The following is a 19,851-nucleotide window of genomic DNA, read 5'->3' as shown; positions in this document are numbered from 1 at the left end:
CCTCTTTTGTATACTAGTGACGCTAACCAATTTATATCATTTTACCATTTTATAGTGTCTTTTCGCAACTGCTTTGTACAATATCCCAAAAATCATTGTACCATCAATCAGCGTACAAATACACAATTCTCCTTTTATCTTTTTCCAGATTAATCTCCCAAATCCGCCCGATAACTCAGCAGCAGATCCACCATCCGGCCATAACTCTTCACCCCGTCGCTCTGGGAATTCGCCTTCAGATAAGTATCATTAAACTTATCATAAGTCTTCGCCACCACGCCGTCATATTTGCTCCACCACTCATTATGATGCACCAGCTCACGATTCGCCGTATCACACAGCTTTGCCCGGATCCTTGAATAAGTCTCCGGGTCCTCCTTCGCCAGCGCATTCGTGCTGTAGATATAAGCCAACAGATCCCCGCTGTAGCGGAATTCCGGGCTGTCCGACTCCTGGCAGGCCAGATATGCGATAAAATTCGCCTCATCCTCCCGCATAAACCCTTTCAGGTGGGACAGCTCATGACACATCGTGGAAGGTATGCTGTAAGCCGGCATATCCCTGTTATAATTGGCCTCCACCGTCAGGAAATACACTCCCTGTAATTTTTCATAAGACATTACGAAGCTGGACAGAATTGGCTTCGGCAGCGGATAATACCCGCTCAGGCTTTCATACTGTCCTCCCAGTTTCCTCATAGAAGCACCGGCCTCCTTTTTTACGCCTTCCGGCAGCGCGCATAAGCCATCCGCATCCGTTTCGATCAGTTGGGCTTCCCGGTTAATTTCCTCCGTAAGCCATTCACACAGATCCGTTAGCTCCTCCTTCGTATACTTCTTTATCTCAAACCCTGCTTCCTGGGAGAACGGATAGCGGTAATAATTGATCCCGCAGTTCAGATTGAATATCAAAAAGAGTATGACGCCCGCATGCAAAACAAATACGCCTGCACCCTTTACCATTTTCCGCAAACGGTAAGTCCCCTTGCGAATCCGTATAACACTCACAGCCAGCCATACCACTACCAGCAGAATCCCTCCGTAGATCAGAAATTCTCCCACGGAAAAAGGCAGCGCGGAGAACAGCCGTCCCACCGTATTTACCCACAATGGATAGATATGTACCGCATACCATTCGCCGAACCAGGCCGTCTGCCTGGACAGCACCTGCATCAACAAACCGAGTGCCATGAGTGTCCCTAATACTATTCCTCTTCGTTTCCAGTTGATTGTTTTCATTTGCATCCGCTCCTGTACGAAATTACATCTACACTACGATTCCATACCGCCGTCGTGACAACCTTATATTTGTATTTGACACATAGGTACGGTACTATTTATAATAACAATATTATCACTATAGGCAACCGTAATTTTACCGGTACTTATAGAATAACAAGACCTGAATAAAATAGCAATCAAGTAACTACGAGGAAGGGGATTTTATGCAGCAGAGAGAGAAGTTTTCATCCCGACTGGGTTTTATATTTTTATCCGCGGGATGCGCGATCGGCCTTGGGAACGTCTGGCGTTTCCCATATATCACAGGAAAATACGGCGGCGGAGCTTTTGTCCTTATCTATTTGTTTTTCCTAATTATCCTGGGCCTGCCGATTATGGTTATGGAATTTTCCGTGGGTCGGGCCAGTCAGAAGAGTATCGGCCGTTCCTTTCATGTTTTGGAACCAAAGGGAAGCAAATGGCACATTCACGGATATTTCGGCCTGGCCGGCAATATCCTGCTGATGATGTTTTATACCACCGTCGGAGGCTGGATGCTGGCTTATTTCTTCAAAATGGCGGCGGGAGAATTTCAGGGGCTGGCGCCTGATGCCATCAGCAATCAGTTCAGCGCTTTGACCAACAACACCCAGGAAATGATCCTGTGGATGCTCATCATTGTGTTATTGGGTTTCCTGGTCTGTTCTTTCGGCCTTCAGCGCGGGGTGGAGAGAATTACCAAATTGATGATGGCCAGTCTGTTTCTTATCATGCTGGTGTTGGCCGTCCGCGCCTTTACGCTTCCAAATGCGGCGAAAGGTTTGTCCTTTTATCTGCTTCCCGATTTTGACAAAATCAGGGAGGCCGGAATCGCCAATGTTATTTTTGCCGCTATGGGACAGGCATTTTTTACGCTAAGCATCGGAATTGGATCTCTGGCCATCTTTGGCAGTTATATCGGAAAAGAACATCGTCTGACCGGGGAAGCGGTCAATGTGGCTGTCCTGGACACTTCGGTGGCACTGATCGCAGGCCTGATTATTTTTCCCTCCTGCTTCGCTTTCGGGGTCAATCCGGGAGAGGGGCCGGGACTGATATTCGTAACCCTGCCCAATGTGTTTAATTCCATGCCGGGCGGCAGACTCTGGGGCTCTTTGTTCTTTTTATTTATGTCCTTTGCCGCGCTCTCCACCGTCATCGCCGTATTTCAGAACATCATGTCCTGCTTTATGGATCTGTGGGACTGGAGCCTTAGGAAAGCAGCCATTGTCAACGCGGTTCTGATCTCGGTCTTATCCTTACCCTGTATTCTGGGAATGACCGTCTGGAAAAATATTTCCATCCTCGGTTTTGATATCCAGGGATTCGAGGATTTCCTGGTCAGCAATAATCTGCTGCCGCTGGGTTCTTTGGTATATCTGTTGTTCTGCGTGACCCGCTATGGGTGGGGATGGGATAACTTTATCAAGGAAGCGGATTCCGGCGCCGGCATTCGTTTTCCCCGAAAACTCAGGTACTACTTTACCTTTGTGCTGCCGGTGATCGTTTTGTTTATCTTCATCCAGGGATATTACAGTATGTTAAAATAAAGTGCTGCCCTATGATATCACCCTATGATATTACTGCCAGGCAGCGTGTACAGAATTTTTCCGGGTAGTCAGAAGATGACAATAAAAAATCCTGATATACTGTGCGTGTCTAACGCGTTAGAAGGATAAAAAATAAGGGCCGCTGCAAAAGCTGATTCATACTTTTGCAACGGCCGTTTCTATTTATCACATTCACAATTGATGCAGATCTTATACTTAATAGTATCCTATTCATACGTGCTCATCGGGCGGATGCACAACATTCGCTGCTCAATAATGTATACTATCTTTCTTCAGACCTTTCTCAACGTTTATAGCCCGAGAAGCTGCTTTTTCTTCAGATTAAATTCCTCCTGGGTGATAATTCCTTCATCCAGCAGTTGTTTAAACTCCCGGATCTGTTCTATATTACTCTTTTCCTTCTGCTCTCCCGCATTCTGTGCATTCTGTGCAGCCGCCTGCTGAGGCTGGGCCTGTGGCTGTACTGCGCTCAGATTCTGGGCCAGTGTATTTCCAAGGGCCATACCGGCCCCCAGACCATTAAATATGCTGCAAACAGCCCATTTCAGACCGTTTACAACATTCTAAAGAATTTTACCTATTATAAGCATATTACCATCATCAATCTAACATAATCTGCCATCGACTTTTTTGCAAAACCCTTGTATTTCCCTTATAGCTGCATTATAATAAAAGCATAAAAGAGAGCAACCGCCCACAAAGTGGTTAGCCTTATAAAATGATCAAATAAGTCACTCGTCCGGCTAAGACAAGAGTGGCTTATTTATTTTCGCTTGTTATTCCTATCTATGTAGGCAAGCAATGCGACCAGGAACAAACCGCCTAAAAATAACAGGCTAATAACTTCGTATATATCCATTCGCATCACCTCCCCTCTATTTCTAGTTTGGGAGGCTGCCACTCTGTACACGATTACTCTCAAAAAATCATAACATAATTCCCCTTATCGGGCAATCCTGTAATATTATACTTGTTATCATCAAATCAAATAAAAAAATGCCGGATTCAAGCTGCTTTTTCACCCAATCCGGCATTTCATCATTTACTTGTTTTTCTGTATGTTTACCAATAAAACCGCTTATACAATCCCCTGTGCATTCATGGCCATAACAACCTTCTCAAATCCTGCAATGTTGGCTCCAGCCACGTAATTTCCTTCTACTCCGTAGCGTTTTGCCGCATCCGCCATTTTTGAGAAGATCCCCACCATGATCTCCTGCAATTTTTTGTCTACCTCTTCAAACGTCCAGGACAGGCGCATGCTGTTCTGTGTCATCTCAAGCGCTGAGGTGGCGACACCGCCGGCATTGGCGGCCTTTCCGGGAGCGAACATGATCTTATTCTCCAGCAGATATTCCGTAGCTTCTCTGGTGGTAGGCATATTCGCGCCTTCCGCTACCGCAAAGCATCCGTTGGCTACCAGAGTTTTGACATCGTCCAGGTTCAACTCATTCTGAGTCGCGCACGGAAGAGCGATATCACATTTCACACTCCAGATTCCTTTTCCCTCATGATATTCGGAACTGGGAACCGCGTCCGCATACTCTTTGATTCTGCCTCTGCGCACTTCTTTGATCTCTCTGACCACATCCAGATTGATGCCGTTGGCATCGTAGATCCAGCCGTTGGAATCGCTGAGAGCCACTACCTTCGCCCCAAGCTGTGTAGCTTTCTGTGTAGCATAGATAGCCACATTTCCGGAACCGGATACTACGACGGTCTTACCAGCCAGTTCTTTTCCGTTCTGCTTTAACATCTCATCCAGCAGGTAGATCAGTCCATAACCGGTCGCTTCGGTTCTGGCCAGAGATCCGCCATAAGTCAAACCTTTTCCGGTCAGGACGCCTTCGTAGACTCCTCTGATCCTTTTATACTGTCCGAAGAGGAAACCGATCTCTCTGGCCCCTACTCCGATATCCCCGGCCGGAACATCGGTATCCGCCCCGATATATTTATTAAGCTCAGTCATGAAACTCTGGCAGAATGCCATCACTTCCCTGTCTGATTTTCCCTTCGGGTCAAAATCCGCCCCGCCTTTTCCTCCGCCGATGGGCAGACCGGTCAGGGAATTCTTAAAGCACTGCTCAAATCCAAGGAATTTAATGATACCCTGGTTTACGGAAGGATGGAACCTAAGTCCTCCCTTATACGGTCCGATTGCACTGTTAAACTGTACGCGGAATCCTCTGTTTACCTGGACTCTCCCCTGATCGTCCACCCAGGGAACCCGGAAGGAAATCACTCTCTCCGGCTCCACCAGACGTTCCAGCAGTCCATTTTTTCTGTATTCTTCTTCATTGGCCTCTACCACCAATCTTAAAGAATCTAATACTTCCTTTACCGCCTGATGAAATTCTGCTTCTCCGGGATTTTTCGCTACGACTCTCTCCATTACCTCGTCAATGTAAGACATATGAATCCTCCTTAAATAAAAAATAGCGTCCAAAAAATAATATGAGTGGACATTTTCCACTCATATTTTCTGACGCCTTTGTCCGTCTTTTATTATAGTACGCTTTAGGCCTTTAACGCAAGCAATTTCTTATAAATTTACAAAATTCCGTTAACTTTGTTAAATTTACACAAAGATCCGGCCTAATTATAAATAGGATTTCAATTTCTGTATATTCAGCTCCTCCAGATCCATCAGCTCATTGGCTATGGAATCGCACTCGCCTTTCACCGGCCCGTTGTGTTTTAGCACCTTCATCATATTAGTCATACCCTGGGCATTTTCCTGAATCATCATATCCGCGATATGTCCTGTGCTGGTATTCAGCAAAGTACTGGCCTGCACGGATGACCAGGTTCTCGCTTTCTCCAGAGCGTTATCCTTCTCGGGCCGGACCCCGTTTCGGTTCAGCACTCCCGCAGCTTTCTCTTCCATCCGCTGATACTCTGCCAGCTGCCTGTTCAGGTCCAGGGCCAGATCCTCATCGTACACCTTACTCAACACATGATTGATATTCGTAACGACTGCTTTGGAACTCCGGTAAGTTTCTTTCAATACTGCTAAATCCGCATTTGTCAACATAAACCCGTTCTCCCTTCTTTGCAAAGTCTTATATAAAAAGGCAACTGATAACCTTCTGTTTTGTTATAGGGTATGGAGAAAAGGATAGGATTATACGCTGTCCTGTACAAAACAAACTCCCCCGGCAGCCGCGGATCTATGATTCTATCCGTCTGCTGTCAGAGGAGCGTATTCTAATAACGTATTATTTTTTATTCTGAAACTTAATTGAGATACTCGGTTTTTACATATCCGGTCTTACCGTTGTATTCCACTTTCGACCAGCCTTCCGCGTAATCCATGATCTTCTTAACCTTTTCTCCCTGGTAAATGACTCCCTGCTTAGCGGAGGTTTCGCTCATACCCTCCCGGAAACTAACGGATTCTTTCGCCGTCGCAGTTCCGCCTGCAGGTGTTACGGAAGCCTGGCTATTATCTTCCCCGCCGCCGTTGGCTGAATTCGCGTCTGTTGTCACATATTCACTCTTCACGTAAGCAGTCTGGCCATTATAGTCCACACGGCTCCATCCGCTGTCTAAAATGCCTGTCCGATGCAGCGTTTCTCCTTTGTAGACCTGTCCCACTCTTTCGGCTGTTTCATTCGCGTCGCTCCGGATATTGACAGAATCCGTCGCATATACGGTTTCATCCACATCCTGCACCCCTGCCGCAGGCTCTTCCGCCGGTTGTTCCGCAGGCGCTTCTTCTTCCGGCTGCTGTTCTTCCGGTTGTTCCGCTCCGGCTTCGCCGTCAGCTTCACCGCCATCAGCGGTCTCGCCGGCATTAATCATCAATGTCGCCACTTCCGCCACTGTGGGGTCTCCGGCTTTGATCTCTTCCCACTTCTGATTTACGCTCGCAACCAATGCCTGAACATCATCCCCTTTGGTGATATTCGCCATATAGTTCTCCACGTCAGGGTTGCTGCTTTGAAGAATGTAATACGCCCCCTGATCATTCTGAGCCACATAGAAAGAAGACAGACCCGGAGCCATGGAAGCCGTTTTGTCCCCGACAAATTTAATTTCGAAATATGTGTATACGACATAAGAATTATCGGTCAGTCCTTTTTTCGTATAACAGGATATATTGTTATAGCTGTCAATCCATTCCGATCTGGCCGGTAATCCCGCATCATTATCCGTCAGAGTATCGACCATACCCGTCACAGACTCCATGTCTCCGGCTGCCAGCGCCGCATAGTACCGGTTCATCAGATCATTGACCTCTGGCACCGCATCCTGCAGCAGGGCATTGTCCTCCGGCGTTACTGCCGGTGTTGCGCTGGGGTCAGCGGATGGCTGTACATTTTCCGTATTCTTATCCCCTTTGGCATCCTTATCCTTGTCCTTACCGCCGATACACTTCACGAGAACAACTACCAAAACAATAAGAATTACCGCAAGTATAATATATCTCGAATTGTTTTTTACAAAACGTTTAAAATCTTCCATTGGTACCTCCTAAACTTCAATCTGCATCCACTCATATTTTTGGGAAATAACTTCAATCGTTAACTATTTTACAACATATTTGGAGAATACGCAATTGGAATGTATAAAAAACACACTTTTTTCGCTTTTTTTACATAATTATCCTGTTTGTCTTTCTTTCATATCGGTACACCTGTGCGGAGAGCACCTCCTCCACTTCCAGCTGTGTCCGATTGATCTCATCCACCATTTCCCGCAGCTCTTCCCTATTGCTGCTCCCATCATCCGGCAGGAGAATCACCTCATGAATACTGCTGGGCAGGATCAGCAGATCGCTCCCCATCTTTTGGCTGCACTCCCGAAGCGCATCCGGATAAAGGATGCAGGCGGCTCCGTTCATTTTCAGCTGATTTGTCAACACATACATAGGCAGGGCGCCGGTCGTATCAAGTGCATCACAGAACTCACCCAAGACCTCAAGCATCGTCTGCAGCACATAAGGCAGCAGCTTCGGAGTATTTCTCTTGGCCTGCTCATAGATCTGCGGCAGCGTAATATTCCAAACCTTCATATACTCCGACTTCACGGCCACTGACGCGGCTCCCTCCTCCCCTATGGCAATCATGCAGTAAAAGATCACGGCCAGATCCAGGAAGCGGATACAGGGCATCTGTTCGAGCAGCTCCCGGTTCTTCTCATAATTGACAAGTCTGTACACAATCCGATCTTTCACTTTTTCATAGTTCTTCAAATAATTCGTATCAAACTTCTGTTTTGGCCGGCACTGCGTATACACTTTCAGAATTTCCCGGACAATCTTATCCATATCCATTCCATGTTCGAACGCTTCGAAATACGGATTCAGATAAATGGTAGGAGAAATATTATTCTCCCTCTCCATAATCGTCAACCCGTCCAGCTTGACCGAGTTATTTTTCACAACTGAATAAACGGTCACTCTGGCCTCCCCGCCCAGGACCTCTTCCACCCGTGTGCGCACACACTCCATAAATTGTTCGTAATTCATCCTACCATCCTTTCTGATTTTAATAAGAAATACAGGAAAAAATGCACGATCTGTGCAAAGACAAATAAAGCTAGAATAGCTGAATTCCTATCTATCATACCGGATTCCCAACCAAAAAACAATTAACAAAGACTAAACAAATCTGAAATTTCTATAAAAAGAGTTTCGCTTGCGAAACTCTCCGCCTGCGGCGGGCCGCATAAGCGGCATCTTCCTTTCCGCCGCAGTGCGATCTCCCGGAGGGCATTTTTATTCCATAGGCGCACTTTCCTATGGAATAAAAAAACTGCGGCAGCCATAACAGCAACCACAGTTCCGTGTACATACCAATTAGACTCTGGAGAGATATTCTCCGGTTCTGGTATCGATTTTAATTTTTTCATTCTGGTCTACGAACAGAGGCACATAGACCGTAGCTCCCGTTTCCACTACCGCGGGCTTCGTCGCTCCGGTAGCCGTATCACCTTTGAATCCGGGCTCCGTATCGACAATCTCCAGTTCTACGAACAGCGGAGGCTCGATGGCAAATACGTTTCCATTGTGGGAACATACTTTTACCATTTCATTTTCTTTCACAAACTTCAAGGAATCGCCTACAGACTCTTCGTTCAGGGCGATCTGCTCATAATTTTCCACATCCATGAAGTGGAACAGATCTCCATCGGAGTACAGATACTGCATGTCCTTTCTGTCGATTCTGGCCTGCGGGAATTTCTCGGTAGGACGGAAGGTTTTTTCTACAACACCACCATTAATGATGTTTTTTAATTTTGTACGAACAAAAGCTGCACCTTTTCCAGGTTTTACATGCTGAAATTCGATGATCTGAAATATATTTCCTTCAATTTCCACCGTAATACCGTTTCTAAAATCACCTGCTGAAATCATCTTTGATTATTCCTCCTTCAAATACATTGGGGAACGCCCATCCCCATGTTCTCATTTAGTTTATAATAAAATATCCGATTTTTCAACTCTTTTTTCTTTTGAACGCATTTACCTATCCATTCAACCAATCTCGATCAATTCTTTTGGCGAGCGGGTCAGATTTCTGCAGCCGCTTTTTGTGACCACGACCACATCCTCGATTCTTACTCCGCCAAATCCCGGCAGATAGATTCCGGGTTCCACGGTTTCCACCATATTTTCGCAAAGTACCGTGTCATCCAGCGCGGATAACCGGGGTTCCTCATGGATAAACAGCCCGAGACTGTGTCCTAATCCGTGTCCGAAATAGTCTCCGTATCCGGCGTCTTTTATTATATTTCTCGCAATCCGGTCAATCTCGCTGCCGGTGCGTCCGGCCCGAATGGAATCCAGCGCCGCCTGCTGCGCAGTAAGAACGACCTGGTAAATTTCTTTTTGTTTCGCGGAAGCTTTTCCAATCACCACCGTTCTGGTCATATCCGAGCAGTACCCCTGATAGACGCAGCCAAAATCCATGGTCAGAAAGTCTCCCTCCGCCAATTCCTTATCCTGAGGGACCGCGTGGGGCATCGCCGAATGGAGGCCGGAAGCAGCTATGGTATCAAAGCTTAATTTCGTCGCTCCTGCGTTTTTCATAAAATATTCCAGCTCTGCCGCCACCTGCAGTTCGGTCATTCCCGGCCGCAGCACCTCCAGGATGTGAGAAAATGCCGCATCACCAATGCTCTCGGCCCTGGCGATCCGTTCCAGCTCCTCTTCCGATTTGATTACCCTTAACTGATCCAGAGCGTCCTGAAGGGGAATCCATTCCTTCTCCGGCAATTTCTGCTGATACCGCCTGGCCTCAGCCCAGGTCATTACCTCATCCTCAAAACCGATATTACACACAGCGTCCTGTTTCATATACAGCTCCAGGGCATCCGTGTATCCGTTTCTTCCTTTGATCTCGCATACGGTAAATCTGCCGCCGCACTCTTCCTGCGCCTGTGTGGTGTATCTGGAATCCGTCAAAAAGACGCAGGACGTATCCGACAGATACAGGCATCCGGTATCCGCCGTACAGCCGCTGATATAACGCACATTCAAGGGATTTGTCACCAGGACCGCATCCAGCCCTTTTTCTCTGCGCAGATCGGTAATCCGTTTTTGTTTCATATCATTTATTCCTCCATACGGGTGGTTTCCCGCACCTGACTCTTTGTTCATACTTTTTCAGACTTTCTCAATTGTCTCTGGTAAAAGTATAACACGATTTTCTCCAAATAACGCTTCAAAACGATTTGAATTTCTTCTTTCGGATGAATCGGCCGAACCAGAATCGTACGAAGCCCGGTTCGGTTAGCCCCGTAGACATCCGTGAATATCTGATCCCCCACGAACAGCGTATTTTTAAGCTCTGTATGCATAATCTCCATCGCCTTCTGATAATTCCGCCTGGATGGCTTATGGGCATCAAAGATATAGTTGACATGCACCGCGTCGTTAAACATTTTAACCCGCGGCTCATCATTATTGGAGAGCAGGCAGCAGGAAAATCCCAGCTCTTTTAAGTGGGCAAACAGCGCTGCGGCGCGCTCATCGGCCGGAGCCCCGTGAGGAACCAGCGTATTGTCAATATCAAATATCACGCCCCGGTATCCCTCCCGGTAAAGCCGGTCAAAATCAATATGGTAGGTAGAATCGATATATTCTCCGGGATAAAACTGCTTAAACATATTCATTACCCCCCGCTGTTTTCTTTCTTTTCAAAAATTCAAATTTAGTCTCGGCCATGATCACCGCGGTAAAGATCAGGATACAACCGGCCGCCATTTTTATGGTCAATACTTCCCCCAGGAAAATCATGGAGAATAGGATTCCGAATACGGACTCCATAGACAGCAGCAGGGCGGCCGTAGAAGGTTTTGTATATTTCTGCCCCACATTCTGCAGCAAAAACGCCACCATCGTACTCAACAGTCCCAGATACAGCATTCCCGCGATCATGTCCGGCCGCAGGGCCCCTGCCGGGAAGCTCCCGTCAAACAGCGGCGCAAGAATCCAGGAAAACAAAGCGGCGAACCCTAACTGCAGAACCGTCAGCAAAACCGGGTCCTCGATTTCCGTATACCGGTCGATAAAAACAATGTGTACCGCATAGCCGAATCCACAGATCAGCGTCAGAGCATCCCCTATATTCATCGTCAAATCCCCTTGTAGGGACAAAAGCCCGATACCAATCACAGCCATGAACGCCGCAATCACACAGTAACGGTCCGGTTTCTTCTTATTAAATATCCAGTGCAGAAAGGGAACCAGAACTACATAAATTGTCGTCAAAAATGCGTTTTTCCCCGCTGTAGTGTACTGACAGCCAATCGTCTGAAACAGATAGCTTAAAAACAGGAACAGTCCCAAAACCGCCCCGTGCCCCCATAAACTCTTATTCAGCAGTCGGAATTTCTTATGAAAAATCAAGGCCAGACCCGCCGACGCGATGGTAAACCGAAAGGCCAGCATATAGACCGGCGGTATCACATCCAGGGAACTTTTCACGATGACAAAAGCAAATCCCCAGATAATTGCGGCGGATAAAAGCCCAAAACTGGCTGCCATACTGATCTTTTTCTCCCGTTCAAGCATAAATCCTCATATCTCCCTTTTATCGTCTGCACATTTTCTAATATTCATTCCATTTTTTCCTCGTTGTTCACACGTTTACGATTATAGCAACTATTTTTACCAAAGTAAACCATTTGGAGGTTTTAATTTATCCCCGTTCTTCCTGCGGTGGCCTCTTTTTATGTTAAATTTTCGTTGACGAGTTCTCCTGCCTTTCTTTATAATGATAGGCAGAAGAAATGCGCCGGAAGAGTCATATCCGGTTAGGGAGGTTCTCATGGAAAAGAAAAAACGAATTCTGGCGCTGGCAGGCGTCATCATACTGGTTGTACTCTATCTATCCACTTTGATATTTGCACTGATCGACAGCCCCTGGGCAGATACCTGTCTAAAGGCGGCAGTTGGCGCGACCATTCTGGTGCCGGTATTGCTGTACGGCTATATCCTCATATACCGCCTCATCAAAAAAAATCACGACAAGTGAATTGGGGACATGTCCATTCCGGTTTGGGACATGTCCATTTCAAACTGGACATGTCCCAAATTGAAATGGACATGTCCCCAAATAAAAAAGCCGCAGAATCAATCTTTTTCAAATGATTCTGCGGGCAGATTTATTCGATTATAAAATTATAATGCCGTCGCCAGCTCGTTCAGCTGCTCGTTGCCGATATGTAATACATTGGCTATGACTCTTGGAATCTTCGTCTCTTTTTTGTAGCTGACCGCTACTTTATCTTCGCTTAAACAATCCATCATATCAATCTCTTCCGCGAACAGATCGACATTTTTGTCAAGAGCCGTACGGATGTTTAGGTTAAAAGTGATATAATTATTGTCTTTGCATTTACCTATTTCACGCTCATACTCACGTACTCTGGTTGGCCTCAGATTATTGATGGTATATTGTAAATAAAAGTCCCGGCACAGGGATTTTTTGTGAGTCTTCATCCACTCTAAATCACCATTTAAGATCTTCTCACATTCTTCCCGGGTCAGTTTGGTATAGCTTTTGTATGTCACATGATTCTGCCAGCTCTTCTTCTCCAGATATAGCCGGTTTTCATCCAGATTCTTAAGGCAAATACTATAAAGCGGTATTCCCTCGTCTCCTGCCAGCCTCTGGTTCTCAATCTCTGTATTCTCAAATTTCAGTTTTCTGACCTTTACATGTTCCAGTATACCATTGGGGTTTTCTCGTTCAACCATTGCCTTCATCTGCTCGTAACTGCTGTAGCCGATCATGCAGCTATCTTCGTAGTACGTGGTATATTTCATGAACCAGACCTCCTGTTCTGCACACTCTTTGTTTCGTCCTTACTGGTACTATTATTATATGCAGGAAATATGAATAGGTCGTGACTAACTTCTGAAATATTTATAAAGAATCTAATATCTTTCTTACGAAGAAATTTATTCCGAATAAACTCCCAGTTTTTCCAATTCTTTTACCGCCTGTTCGTGATCTTCCACCAGTATGGTATGTAAACCAAGAGCCGCGGCCGCCTCCACGTTCGCTGCGCAGTCATCCAGAAATACCGCGGTGTGCGGCGTAATATTATACTCTTCCAGCAGCGCCTCATAGATCTCTTTTTCAGGCTTGATCAGCTTAACACAAAAGGACAGGATTCCTCCATCCATCTCGTTTATAAAGTCCATCGTGCTCCCCAGCAGTTCAAAGGTTTTCCTGGGAAAATTGGAAAGATAATAGACCTTGCGCCCGCTCTCCTTTAATTTCCGTATCCATGGTATGGTGAAATCATACAGCTTTACGGACAAATCCAGATGCTCAAACACCGTGCGGATCTCGCTTTCATACTCGGGCGCATTGGCAATCAGTAAATCCAGCAATTCCTCATCAGACTTTTCACTGCGGTCCATGTCCGCCCATGTGGCGGATAAAAACATAGCCTTCGCCAGCGCCTGTTTTGTGTCCTCGTCGAAAGGCATCCTGTCAAGACAGTTTTTCCAGCAAAAATCCACTAACACGTTTCCAATATCAAAGATCACGGTTTCTATCATTTTAGAGTTCTCTCCTTTGTATCTCTTATTCTGATCTTTTATTATATCATGCTTACGAATATGGCGCTATCCTTTTGAGGGGTACTGAAAATTCCGGTACTGAAAATTCCGTACTGAAAAACCGGTACCGAAAAACAGTATTCTATAAAGTGTTCTATAAACAGTATTCTAAAACAGCGATTACAAATAAGCAGAACCCGGGACAGTTCTAAGCTATATGCCTAACCTGTCCCGGGCCCAACGCATGATCGGTTCTTATTACTTCTTAATTGTCCTCTATAAATCCGGCCGGTTCTCTTTTTGGAACCATTCGCCGCTCTACGCAATACTTCCCATATCAACCTTTTCTATATATGATGTCATCCCGGCCAGGTCCATTGGATATCATAGTAATCGGGAAGCCCAGTTTTTTCTCAACGAATTCAATATACTTCCGGCAATTTTCAGGCAGTTCCTCGTATTTTTTGATACCCCGGATATCGGACTTCCATCCCGGCAATGTCTCGATTACCGGCTTCGCCTTATTTAACTGTCCGGTAGTCGGGAAATCCATGGTAACCTTACCGTCGATCTCATATGCCGTGCACACCGGAATCTCATCCAGATAACCCAACACATCCAGTACGGTAAAGGCCACATCCGTCGTCCCCTGAATCCGGCATCCATATCTGGAGGCCACAACGTCAAACCATCCCATTCTTCTGGGCCGGCCTGTGGTGGCTCCGTACTCTCCTCCGTCTCCACCGCGCCTTCTGAGTTCATCCGCTTCCTCGCCAAAGATCTCGCTGACAAAGGCTCCCGCTCCTACTGCGCTGGAATAAGCCTTGCAGACCGTGATCACTTTTTTTATCTCATAGGGAGGAATTCCCGCGCCAATAGCCCCATATGCCGCCAGAGTGGAAGAAGAGGTGACCATCGGATAGATTCCATGATCCGGGTCCTTCAAAGAACCAAGCTGTCCTTCCAGCAAGATTTCTTTTCCATCCTGAATCGCCTGCCATAAGTAGGCGGAAACATCACAGACATAGGGTTCTACCATCTGCCGGTATTCCAGCATCGTGTCAAATAACTCAGAAGCGTTTAGTTCCGGCTTGTGGTAAAGATTCGTCAAAAGCACATTCTTCATTTCGCAGACGCGTTCCAGTTTCTCCTTCAGAGCCGCCTCGTCGTCAAATAATTCACTTACCTGGAATCCGATTTTCGCATATTTGTCCGAATAAAACGGCGCAATTCCGGATTTCGTGGAACCAAAAGACTTCCTGCCAAGACGCTCCTCCTCATACTGGTCGAAAAGAATATGGTAAGGCATCACAATCTGGGCCCGGTCCGAGATCAGTAGTTTAGGCTTCGGGACACCGCGGCTTACAACGTCATTCAATTCTTTAAACAGAATTGGAATATTCAGCGCCACCCCATTACCGATGATGCTGGTGGTATGATCATAGAAAACTCCGGACGGCAGGGTATGCAGCGCGAATTTGCCGTAATTGTTTACGATCGTATGACCCGCGTTGGCTCCCCCCTGGAATCGGATAATGATATCGGATTCCTTGGCAAGCATATCCGTGATCTTGCCCTTGCCTTCGTCTCCCCAGTTTGCTCCTACAACAGCCTTTACCATAGGACTTCCTCCTAACATTTGTAAAATCATCTACAAGTTACGTTTTTACCGACTCCATATTATACTACATCTTTTTTCTACTGTAAAGAAAAAAATAATAACTCGTGAAATCTCATGAATTTGGTCAAAATTGCCGTTTTACTCTGCTTTTCATTATTATAATTTTTCTATCTGTCCGGCCCTTTCCCGGATTTTATCTGATTAAAGCGTTAAATTCCTCTGCTGCAGGCGGAATTCTTTGTGGAAATTGTATCAGTATCCGTATAAATTCTTGCCAGGACACTATATTTTCCACCTGTTATGAGAATGTAATATCCAATTGTAATATACTATTATGACCTTTTCCTACCCTTTCATACAAGACGGCAAAACAGGCAGAGTACCTTGCCGCCATTGGCATGCCGTGTACTCTGCCCATCTTCGATTCAGTCACCCAAAATCCTGATTTTAGTTAACTTCCTGTCCCATCTTGGAATCGCCGGATATCAGTCTGCGGCGTCCTTCTGTCTGCACCAGTTTTTCCAGTTCCTTAATAGCGTCCCTGGCTATCCACTTCCGGGGCCTGCTGTCACTCTCCGCCAGCTCGTGGGCCGTCAGAAGCGCCTTCTCCTGATAATCAAAGCCCGATTTACCGATCTCCCGCAGCGCCCAGGACACCGCCTTTTTCACATGCTCCCTGTCATCATCGGAATAATCTTTCACCAGCTCCAGATAATGATCCAGCTCTTGTGCGGTAATCTTCTTATCATGAACGACAGCGGAGGCGATCAGGGTAAATGCCCCCCGCTTTTCATAAGTTCTGCTGCTGTTGCACCATTTCTCTATCAGGTTCTGATATCCTTTAATCTTAATCAGCAGATTCTTACACAAATGGTCGCACAGATCCCAGGAAACCACATCCTGCATCAGGCGTTCAGCTTCACGCATTGGTAATGTCTTCGGATCGAACACCAAAACCGCCAGCAATCTAGCCTCATGATATCCGGCCGACCACAGTTCCCCTGCCAGCTCATTGGATCTGCCCGCTAACCTGGCCAGCTTTCTGACATCACCGGTCGAAACGCCCAGGCTGTATTCCTCGGGAATCCCCATCTTCACTACATTTGCCTTATATTTCTCCGAACTCAGCCCGCGCAGTTCCCGGATTAATTCTTCACAGTCCATTTTTATATACTCCACCGTTATGTTGTTATATACGTTTCTGCCTTATAGTTGCCTGCAACCTATGCATAACCAATGTGTTTCCTGCTGCTCTGTAATTCTCTTCTTTTTACAACCATATATGCCTTATCTTAACCGGTACTTCTTACCGACTTAGCGCCTTCGCATAACTTAGCACCTCTGCATCACTTAGCGCCTCTACATGACTTAGCACCTCTGTATGACTTAACGCCTCCACAAAACTTAGCGCCTCTGCATGACTTAACGCCTCTGCCTTCACCCGGCATCTACACGTTGATCTCAGCCTTCAATCCCAGCTGTTCTTTATACTGCTCCAGTAACGGCTGTACCACCTGGCTTAAGAACGTTTCCACCTGCTCTTTCGCGCATCCGGTATATCTGGACGGATCCATCGATTTTTGCAGTTCTTCAAACGACAGGTTAAAGGACGGATCGGCCGCGATCAGCTCCAGCAGGTTATTATCCAATCCTTTTTCCTTCACATTCCGCCCGGCTTCCATGGAGAGGGTACGGATCTTCTCATGAAGTTCCTGACGGTCCCCGCCGGCCTTCACCGCATCCATCATGATATTTTCCGTGGCCATGAAGGGCAGCTCCGCCAGCAGATGCTTTTCAATGACCTTCGGATATACCACCAGGCCATCCACCACATTCAAGCACAGATCCAGGATACCATCAATAGCCAGGAACCCTTCCGGCACCGACAGCCGCTTATTGGCGGAATCATCCAGCGTCCTCTCAAACCACTGAACCGAGGACGTCATCGCCGGATTCAGCGCGTCGGCCATCACATACCGGGACAGGGAGGCGATCCGCTCGCTTCGCATGGGATTCCTTTTATAAGCCATGGCGGAGGAACCGATCTGGGTTTTCTCAAAGGGTTCTTCCACTTCTTTCATATGCTGCAGCAGCCGGATGTCATTGGAGAACTTGTGAGCGCTGGCCGCTATCCCCGCCAGCACATTCAGCACCCGGGTATCCACTTTTCTGGAATAAGTCTGGCCGGACACCGGATAACAGTCCCGGAATCCTAATTTGGCCGCGATCATGGGGTCCAGCTTTTCAACGGTGCTGTGATCGCCGTTAAACAGCTCCAAAAAGCTGGCCTGCGTGCCGGTTGTGCCTTTCGATCCCAGCAGCTTAAGGGTATCGATCACATGATTTAAGTCTTCCAGATCTAACAGGAACTCCTGCATCCAGAGCGTCGCCCGTTTTCCCACCGTCGTCGGCTGGGCCGGCTGGAAATGGGTAAAACCAAGCGTCGGAAGCGCCTTATACTCATCCGCAAATTTGGCCAGCTCAGCAATCACATTTACCAGCTTTGTGCGCACCAGCAGAAGCGCTTCTTTCATTACAATAATATCCGTGTTGTCTCCCACATAGCAGGAGGTCGCGCCCAGATGGATGATTCCCTTCGCTTTCGGACACTGCACCCCGTAGGCATAGACATGGGACATCACATCGTGGCGCACCACTTTTTCCCGTTCCTTGGCCACCTCGTAGTTAATGTCGTTCTGATGGGCCTTTAACTCTTCTATCTGCTCATCCGTAATATTTAACCCAAGCTCCTGCTCCGTCTCGGCCAGGGCGATCCAGAGCTTCCTCCAGGTCCTGAACTTCATATCCGGTGAAAATATATACTGCATCTCTTTGCTGGCATAGCGCTCAGACAAAGGGCTTTGATATCTGTCTGTAGACATTTGATTTCCTCCTATCGCGATCCTTCGTCGGCTTTATTCCGCATACTCGCCGCGGATGTCCTCCGTGGGAGGATCCAGCGGATATTGACCGGTAAAGCATCCGGTACAGATGGGGCGGTTTTCCACCAGCTCCGGCAGACGCTCCACCCTTAAATAATCCAGCGAGTCCGCGCCGATCAGATCCCGTATCTCCTCAATGGTGCGGTTATAGGCGATCAGCTGCTCTCTGGAAGGAATATCCGTTCCAAAATAGCACTCGTACAGGAAAGGCGGTGAACTGACCCGTACATGCACCTCCGTGGCTCCCGCCTCTTTTAGCATCCCAACGATCCGGTCACAGGTAGTCCCCCGGACGATGGAATCGTCAATCATGATGACCCGCTTGCCCTTTACCGCTTCCGACAGCACGTTCAGTTTGATCCGGACGCTGGATTCCCGGTTACTCTGTTTGGGCTTTATAAAGGTACGGCCCACATAGCCGTTTTTCACAAAAGCCGTACCAAAAGGAATCCCGGACTCCAACGAATACCCCAGGGCCGCCGCGTTCCCGGATTCCGGCACACCGACCACCAGATCTGCTTCCACAGCGGAATCCATGGCCAGAAATCTGCCGGCTAACATTCTGGAACCATAGACGCTCATTCCGTCAAAATGGGTATCCGGTCTGGCAAAATAAATATATTCAAAAATGCAGCGTGCTTCCTTCACTTTCGGCTGGCACAGGCTTACATCCGAGACAATACCGCCGTCGGGTGTGATCGTCACCACCTCGCCGGGCAGAACATCCCGCACGAACTCAGCCCCGACCGTCTCAAGCGCGCAGGACTCGGAAGCTATGATATAAGCATGATCCCTTTTTCCAATACAAAGTGGTTTAAATCCGAACGGGTCCCTGGCGCCAATCAGCTTTCTGGGGCTCATCACAATCAGTGAATATGCTCCCTTAATCTTCTTCATGGCCCGGGTAACCGCTTCCTCGACAGACGCGCTGTGAATACGCTCCCGCGCGATATGATAGGCGATAACCTCGGAATCGATGGTTGTCTGAAAGATCGCTCCGGTGTATTCCAACTCTCTTCGAAGTTCCGGCGCATTGATCAGGTTTCCGTTGTGCGCAAGCGCCAGCGTCCCCTTGACATAATTCAAAACCAGCGGCTGGGCATTTTCCCGGGTACTGCTTCCCGCGGTAGAATACCGGACATGTCCCACGCCGATATCCCCCTTCATCCCCTCCAGGGCCTCATGGGTGAACACTTCATTGACCAGTCCCATCCCTTTGTAGGAGCTGACCTTGCCCTTGGGGCCGCTGGTCTCGCTGACCGCGATGCCGCAGCTTTCCTGCCCCCGGTGCTGCAGGGCGAACAGCCCGTAATAAATGGTGGAAGCGATGTCGTTTCCATCGAAATCATAGATTCCGAAGACACCGCATTCCTCTCTTAATTTATCGGAAATATCTGTCTGTTCGTATATACCGTTTCTTTCCATTGATTGAAAT

General features: G+C 47.3%; 19 protein-coding genes. 2 read left to right on the top strand and 17 right to left on the bottom strand.

Annotation, left to right across the window (positions count from 1 at the left end):
- Positions 1-149: 149 nt before the first annotated feature.
- A complete protein-coding gene (locus KTH89_RS02710; RefSeq protein WP_238720530.1) occupies positions 150-1,238 on the bottom strand; it encodes a DUF3810 domain-containing protein in 1,089 nt (362 codons plus the stop codon).
- 206 nt (positions 1,239-1,444) lie between these two features.
- Here KTH89_RS02710 and KTH89_RS02705 point away from each other — a divergent pair, with 206 nt between their 5' ends.
- Positions 1,445-2,809, top strand: a complete 1,365-nt coding sequence (locus KTH89_RS02705; protein ID WP_238720529.1) for a sodium-dependent transporter — start codon at positions 1,445-1,447, stop codon at positions 2,807-2,809.
- Positions 2,810-3,120: 311 nt separating this feature from the next.
- On the opposite strand, the gene KTH89_RS02700 is transcribed toward KTH89_RS02705, so the two are convergent.
- The 10 genes from KTH89_RS02700 to KTH89_RS02655 all read right to left on the bottom strand — a co-directional run bounded on the left by KTH89_RS02700 (position 3,121) and on the right by KTH89_RS02655 (position 11,852).
- Positions 3,121-3,333, bottom strand: coding sequence for an SHOCT domain-containing protein (locus KTH89_RS02700; protein WP_238720528.1), 213 nt, complete (start codon positions 3,331-3,333; stop codon positions 3,121-3,123).
- A gap of 260 nt (positions 3,334-3,593) precedes the next feature.
- The gene (locus tag KTH89_RS02695; RefSeq protein WP_238720527.1) at positions 3,594-3,689 is read right to left on the bottom strand and encodes a putative holin-like toxin; all 96 of its coding nucleotides are present in this window, start codon (positions 3,687-3,689) and stop codon (positions 3,594-3,596) included.
- Between the two features lie 219 nt (positions 3,690-3,908).
- A complete protein-coding gene (gdhA, locus tag KTH89_RS02690) occupies positions 3,909-5,243 on the bottom strand; it encodes an NADP-specific glutamate dehydrogenase (protein ID WP_238720526.1) in 1,335 nt (444 codons plus the stop codon).
- A 186-nt stretch (positions 5,244-5,429) separates the two neighbouring features.
- On the bottom strand, positions 5,430-5,864 hold the full coding sequence (locus KTH89_RS02685) for a hypothetical protein (RefSeq protein WP_238720525.1): 435 nt from the start codon (positions 5,862-5,864) through the stop codon (positions 5,430-5,432).
- A 203-nt stretch (positions 5,865-6,067) separates the two neighbouring features.
- Positions 6,068-7,297 carry an SH3 domain-containing protein gene (locus tag KTH89_RS02680; RefSeq protein ID WP_238720524.1) on the bottom strand — a complete coding sequence of 410 codons (1,230 nt, stop codon included), beginning with the start codon at positions 7,295-7,297 and terminating at the stop codon, positions 6,068-6,070.
- A 130-nt stretch (positions 7,298-7,427) separates the two neighbouring features.
- On the bottom strand, positions 7,428-8,303 hold the full coding sequence (locus KTH89_RS02675; protein WP_238720523.1) for a DUF5688 family protein: 876 nt from the start codon (positions 8,301-8,303) through the stop codon (positions 7,428-7,430).
- 330 nt (positions 8,304-8,633) lie between these two features.
- Entirely contained in the window at positions 8,634-9,191 is a 558-nt protein-coding gene (efp, locus tag KTH89_RS02670) for an elongation factor P (protein WP_158342857.1), read from the bottom strand.
- Between the two features lie 120 nt (positions 9,192-9,311).
- Positions 9,312-10,385 (bottom strand): M24 family metallopeptidase, encoded by a 1,074-nt coding sequence (locus KTH89_RS02665; RefSeq protein WP_238720522.1) that lies wholly within the window; start codon positions 10,383-10,385, stop codon positions 9,312-9,314.
- Between the two features lie 47 nt (positions 10,386-10,432).
- Positions 10,433-10,945 carry a YqeG family HAD IIIA-type phosphatase gene (locus KTH89_RS02660; RefSeq protein WP_238720521.1) on the bottom strand — a complete coding sequence of 171 codons (513 nt, stop codon included), beginning with the start codon at positions 10,943-10,945 and terminating at the stop codon, positions 10,433-10,435.
- Complete coding sequence (locus tag KTH89_RS02655; RefSeq protein WP_238720520.1) at positions 10,938-11,852, bottom strand: DMT family transporter; 915 nt, start codon at positions 11,850-11,852, stop codon at positions 10,938-10,940. The genes KTH89_RS02660 and KTH89_RS02655 overlap by 8 nt, the downstream gene beginning before the upstream one ends.
- 256 nt (positions 11,853-12,108) lie before the next feature.
- Here KTH89_RS02655 and KTH89_RS02650 point away from each other — a divergent pair, with 256 nt between their 5' ends.
- Positions 12,109-12,315 carry a hypothetical protein gene (locus tag KTH89_RS02650; protein ID WP_238720519.1) on the top strand — a complete coding sequence of 69 codons (207 nt, stop codon included), beginning with the start codon at positions 12,109-12,111 and terminating at the stop codon, positions 12,313-12,315.
- Between the two features lie 146 nt (positions 12,316-12,461).
- On the opposite strand, the gene KTH89_RS02645 is transcribed toward KTH89_RS02650, so the two are convergent.
- The 6 genes from KTH89_RS02645 to purF form a co-directional block, all read right to left on the bottom strand.
- Positions 12,462-13,109, bottom strand: a complete 648-nt coding sequence (locus KTH89_RS02645; protein WP_158342852.1) for a VTC domain-containing protein — start codon at positions 13,107-13,109, stop codon at positions 12,462-12,464.
- Between the two features lie 135 nt (positions 13,110-13,244).
- Positions 13,245-13,853, bottom strand: a complete 609-nt coding sequence (locus KTH89_RS02640) for an HAD-IA family hydrolase (RefSeq protein ID WP_158342851.1) — start codon at positions 13,851-13,853, stop codon at positions 13,245-13,247.
- A 337-nt stretch (positions 13,854-14,190) separates the two neighbouring features.
- Positions 14,191-15,474 carry an adenylosuccinate synthase gene (locus KTH89_RS02635; protein WP_238720518.1) on the bottom strand — a complete coding sequence of 428 codons (1,284 nt, stop codon included), beginning with the start codon at positions 15,472-15,474 and terminating at the stop codon, positions 14,191-14,193.
- 447 nt (positions 15,475-15,921) lie between these two features.
- Complete coding sequence (locus tag KTH89_RS02630; RefSeq protein ID WP_238720517.1) at positions 15,922-16,638, bottom strand: DNA alkylation repair protein; 717 nt, start codon at positions 16,636-16,638, stop codon at positions 15,922-15,924.
- A gap of 284 nt (positions 16,639-16,922) precedes the next feature.
- Positions 16,923-18,356: an adenylosuccinate lyase gene (gene purB, locus KTH89_RS02625; RefSeq protein WP_158342848.1), complete on the bottom strand. Its 1,434-nt coding sequence runs from the start codon at positions 18,354-18,356 to the stop codon at positions 16,923-16,925.
- Positions 18,357-18,389: 33 nt separating this feature from the next.
- Positions 18,390-19,841: an amidophosphoribosyltransferase gene (gene purF / locus KTH89_RS02620; protein ID WP_238720516.1), complete on the bottom strand. Its 1,452-nt coding sequence runs from the start codon at positions 19,839-19,841 to the stop codon at positions 18,390-18,392.
- Between the last annotated feature and the right edge of the window lie 10 nt (positions 19,842-19,851).

It is taken from the genome of Diplocloster agilis, from assembly GCF_019042275.1.
Lineage (GTDB): Bacteria > Bacillota > Clostridia > Lachnospirales > Lachnospiraceae > Diplocloster > Diplocloster agilis.
The sequence above is the reverse complement of the archived record's forward strand: the minus strand, read 5'-3'. Positions and strand labels throughout refer to the sequence as shown.

What these genes read in the sequence shown, in the direction of transcription:
- KTH89_RS02660 (WP_238720521.1), bottom strand. Translation starts at nt 10,945, where the DNA reads ATGTTTAAGCAGTTTTATCCCGGAGAATATATCGATTCTACCTACCAT.
- gdhA (WP_238720526.1), bottom strand. Translation starts at nt 5,243, where the DNA reads ATGTCTTACATTGACGAGGTAATGGAGAGAGTCGTAGCGAAAAATCCC.
- KTH89_RS02630 (WP_238720517.1), bottom strand. Translation starts at nt 16,638, where the DNA reads ATGGACTGTGAAGAATTAATCCGGGAACTGCGCGGGCTGAGTTCGGAG.
- purB (WP_158342848.1), bottom strand. Translation starts at nt 18,356, where the DNA reads ATGTCTACAGACAGATATCAAAGCCCTTTGTCTGAGCGCTATGCCAGC.
- KTH89_RS02650 (WP_238720519.1), top strand. Translation starts at nt 12,109, where the DNA reads ATGGAAAAGAAAAAACGAATTCTGGCGCTGGCAGGCGTCATCATACTG.
- KTH89_RS02700 (WP_238720528.1), bottom strand. Translation starts at nt 3,333, where the DNA reads ATGGCCCTTGGAAATACACTGGCCCAGAATCTGAGCGCAGTACAGCCA.
- KTH89_RS02680 (WP_238720524.1), bottom strand. Translation starts at nt 7,297, where the DNA reads ATGGAAGATTTTAAACGTTTTGTAAAAAACAATTCGAGATATATTATA.
- purF (WP_238720516.1), bottom strand. Translation starts at nt 19,841, where the DNA reads ATGGAAAGAAACGGTATATACGAACAGACAGATATTTCCGATAAATTA.
- KTH89_RS02705 (WP_238720529.1), top strand. Translation starts at nt 1,445, where the DNA reads ATGCAGCAGAGAGAGAAGTTTTCATCCCGACTGGGTTTTATATTTTTA.
- KTH89_RS02710 (WP_238720530.1), bottom strand. Translation starts at nt 1,238, where the DNA reads ATGAAAACAATCAACTGGAAACGAAGAGGAATAGTATTAGGGACACTC.
- efp (WP_158342857.1), bottom strand. Translation starts at nt 9,191, where the DNA reads ATGATTTCAGCAGGTGATTTTAGAAACGGTATTACGGTGGAAATTGAA.
- KTH89_RS02685 (WP_238720525.1), bottom strand. Translation starts at nt 5,864, where the DNA reads ATGTTGACAAATGCGGATTTAGCAGTATTGAAAGAAACTTACCGGAGT.
- KTH89_RS02695 (WP_238720527.1), bottom strand. Translation starts at nt 3,689, where the DNA reads ATGGATATATACGAAGTTATTAGCCTGTTATTTTTAGGCGGTTTGTTC.
- KTH89_RS02635 (WP_238720518.1), bottom strand. Translation starts at nt 15,474, where the DNA reads ATGGTAAAGGCTGTTGTAGGAGCAAACTGGGGAGACGAAGGCAAGGGC.
- KTH89_RS02640 (WP_158342851.1), bottom strand. Translation starts at nt 13,853, where the DNA reads ATGATAGAAACCGTGATCTTTGATATTGGAAACGTGTTAGTGGATTTT.
- KTH89_RS02675 (WP_238720523.1), bottom strand. Translation starts at nt 8,303, where the DNA reads ATGAATTACGAACAATTTATGGAGTGTGTGCGCACACGGGTGGAAGAG.
- KTH89_RS02645 (WP_158342852.1), bottom strand. Translation starts at nt 13,109, where the DNA reads ATGAAATATACCACGTACTACGAAGATAGCTGCATGATCGGCTACAGC.
- KTH89_RS02655 (WP_238720520.1), bottom strand. Translation starts at nt 11,852, where the DNA reads ATGCTTGAACGGGAGAAAAAGATCAGTATGGCAGCCAGTTTTGGGCTT.
- KTH89_RS02665 (WP_238720522.1), bottom strand. Translation starts at nt 10,385, where the DNA reads ATGAAACAAAAACGGATTACCGATCTGCGCAGAGAAAAAGGGCTGGAT.